The sequence below is a fragment of the Sphingomonas endophytica genome, from assembly GCF_001476895.1.
In the GTDB taxonomy this organism is placed as follows: Bacteria; Pseudomonadota; Alphaproteobacteria; order Sphingomonadales; family Sphingomonadaceae; genus Sphingomonas; species Sphingomonas endophytica_A.
This window is the reverse complement of sequence record NZ_LDTB01000042.1, coordinates 2501-5778: the sequence shown is the minus strand read 5'-3', so window position 1 is coordinate 5778 and position 3278 is coordinate 2501. Positions and strand designations below refer to the sequence as shown.

1 tRNA gene and 2 rRNA genes are annotated in these 3278 nt (G+C 55.0%); all 3 read right to left on the bottom strand.

Going from position 1 to position 3278, the window contains the following annotated elements:
* Nucleotides 1–53: 53 nt before the first annotated feature.
* Nucleotides 54–130, bottom strand: a tRNA-Met gene (locus NS334_RS10775).
* A 49-nt stretch (nt 131–179) separates the two neighbouring features.
* Nucleotides 180–294: ribosomal RNA gene (rrf, locus tag NS334_RS10770) — 5S ribosomal RNA — on the bottom strand.
* Between the two features lie 129 nt (nt 295–423).
* Nucleotides 424–3205: ribosomal RNA gene (locus NS334_RS10765) — 23S ribosomal RNA — on the bottom strand.
* Nucleotides 3206–3278: the final 73 nt, after the last annotated feature.

Sequence of the window (3278 nt, the reverse complement as noted above, 5' to 3'; positions counted from 1 at the left end):
CGTACGCAAAAACACCCCGGGAGCAGAAGCTTCCGAGGTGCGACAAGTCAAGATGGTTGCGGGGACAGGATTTGAACCTGTGACCTTCAGGTTATGAGCCTGACGAGCTACCGGGCTGCTCCACCCCGCGCCGAGGTGTGTGATTTTGTGGATGGGTTCTTGATGTGCGAAGCTGCAATGCCTGGCGGCGACCTACTCTTCCATCGCTTGAGCGATAGTACCATTGGCGCAGAGGGGTTTCACGGCCGAGTTCGGGATGGGATCGGGTGGTTCACCGACGCTATGGCCACCAGGCAATGGAGCCTGCACATGTGTCATCCCCGGGTGGTTGGGCCTGGGGAGACGGGTTCAAATCGATGCACTGTTGTTCTGGTTGGGATGTCATCACCCTGCATTCCAACGCTGTTGTTGGGGGTGTGTGCTCTCAAGCGCGAATAGGACGATTAGTATCGGTTAGCTTCACGCGTTACCGCGCTTCCACATCCGATCTATCAAGGTCGTGGTCTTCGACCGTCCTGAGAAATCTTATCTCGAGGGAGGCTTCCCGCTTAGATGCTTTCAGCGGTTATCCCGTCCGTACATAGCTACCCTGCTGCGCCGTTGGCACGACGACAGGTACACCAGAGGTACGTTCAACCCGGTCCTCTCGTACTAGGGTCAACTCCTCTCAAATTTCGACGCCCACGGCAGATAGGGACCAAACTGTCTCGCGACGTTCTGAACCCAGCTCACGTACCACTTTAATTGGCGAACAGCCAAACCCTTGGGACCTGCTCCAGCCCCAGGATGTGATGAGCCGACATCGAGGTGCCAAACAACCCCGTCGATATGAGCTCTTGGGGGTTATCAGCCTGTTATCCCCGGCGTACCTTTTATCCGTTGAGCGATGGCCCTTCCACGAGGGACCACCGGATCACTATGACCGACTTTCGTCTCTGCTCGACTTGTCAGTCTCGCAGTCAGGCTGGCTTATGCCATTGCACTCTAACAGCCGGTTTCCAACCGGCCTGAGCCAACCTTCGCGCGCCTCCGTTACTCTTTAGGAGGCGACCGCCCCAGTCAAACTACCCGCCACAGAGGGTCCCTGTACCGGTTTCACGGTACGAGGTTAGACAATAGACAACAACAGGGTGGTATTTCACCTATGGCTCCACACCGGCTGGCGCCAATGCTTCAAAGCCTCCCACCTATGCTACACAGTTCTTGTCCACTGCCACTCTGAAGCTGCAGTAAAGGTGCACGGGGTCTTTCCGTCTAACCGCGGGTACTCCGCATCTTCACGGAGAATTCAATTTCGCTGAGCATGTCCTGGAGACAGTGGGGAAGTCGTTACGCCATTCGTGCAGGTCGGAACTTACCCGACAAGGAATTTCGCTACCTTAGGACCGTTATAGTTACGGCCGCCGTTTACCTGGGCTTCATTTCAGAGCTTGCACCCCTCCACTTAACCTTCAGGCACCGGGCAGGCGTCAGGCCCTATACGTCGTCTTGAAGCCGACTTAGCAGAGCCCTGTGTTTTTGCTAAACAGTCGCTACCCCCTGGCCTGTGCCCCCCACGAGAGCTTGCGCTTACGTGGGGCCTCCTTCTTCCGAAGGTACGGAGGCAATTTGCCGAGTTCCTTCAGGACACTTCTCTCAAGCGCCTTGGTATACTCTACCAGACCACCTGTGTCGGTTTCGGGTACGGTCTATACGGTGGGGCTATTTCCCGGGACAGTTTCGAAGCCCAGCCAATCCGATAAGGCTGAACAACACACACCATCCGTCACACACCACCAGGCTGCGGAATATTAACCGCATTCCCATCGACTACCCCCTTCGGGCTCGTCTTAGGGGCCGGCTCACCCTGCGCGGATTAGCCTTGCGCAGGAACCCTTGGTCTTTCGGCGAGAGGGCATCTCACCCTCTTTATCGCTACTCATGTCTGCATTCGCACTTCCGATACCTCCACGACCCATTACCAGATCGCTTCGCAGGCTTACGGAACGCTCCGCTACCGCGTGTTCAAAGAACACACCCTAAGCTTCGGTGCACGTCTTGAGCCCCGTTACATCTTCGCCGCAGGAACCCTTAGCTAGACCAGTGAGCTGTTACGCTTTCTTTAAAGGATGGCTGCTTCTAAGCCAACCTCCTGGTTGTTTTGGGATTCCCACATGCTTTCCCACTTAGACGTGACTTGGGGACCTTAGCTGTAGGTCAGGGCTGTTTCCCTTTTGACGACGGACCTTAGCACCCGCCGTCTGTCTCCCGAGTAGTACTCGTAGGTATTCGGAGTTTGGTTAGAGTTGGTAGATCTCGCGACCCCCGCATCCATCCAGTGCTCTACCCCCTACGGTATTCGCTCGAGGCACTACCTCAATAGTTTTCGCGGAGAACCAGCTATTTCCCGGCTTGATTGGCCTTTCACCCCTAAGCACAACTCATCCGGTAACTTTTCAACGTTAATCGGTTCGGACCTCCAGTGTGTGTTACCACACCTTCATCCTGGTCATGCATAGATCGCCGGGTTTCGGGTCTAATACTTCAAACTAAAACGCCCTATTCAGACTCGCTTTCGCTGCGCCTACACCTATCGGCTTAAGCTCGCTTGAAACATTAAGTCACAGACCCATTATGCAAGAGGTACGCTGTCAGGCCCTAAAGACCCTCCAACTGCTTGTAGGCAATCCGTTTCAGGTACTGTTTCACTCCCCTCATCGGGGTGCTTTTCACCTTTCCCTCACGGTACTAGTTCGCTATCGGTCGCATACGAGTATTTAGGCTTGGAGGGTGGTCCCCCCATGTTCAGACAGGATTACACGTGTCCCGCCCTACTCGAGTCCATTCACATCACTTTCGCATACGGGGCTGTCACCCGCTACGGCCGAACTTTCCAGATCGTTCTGCTAGTTGAATGAATGGCACTGGCCTGGTCCGCGTTCGCTCGCCACTACTAACGGAATCTCGGTTGATGTCTTTTCCTCCAGGTACTGAGATGTTTCAGTTCCCCGGGTTCGCTTCTCGAAACCTATGTATTCAGTAACGAGATACTCAAATTCCCAATTACCTCGCCAGAAGCGAGATAATCAGGATGAGTGGGTTTCCCCATTCGGAAATCTGCGGGTCAAAGGTTGCTCACACCTCACCGCAGCTTATCGCAGCGTGCCACGTCCTTCATCGCCTGTATGCGCCAAGGCATCCACGAATTGCCCTTACCTCACGCTTGAGAGCCCACACCACCAACAACAGCGCTGGATCAGCTGAGCCGCTTGCGCAGCCCACCCAACCACTCGGCATAG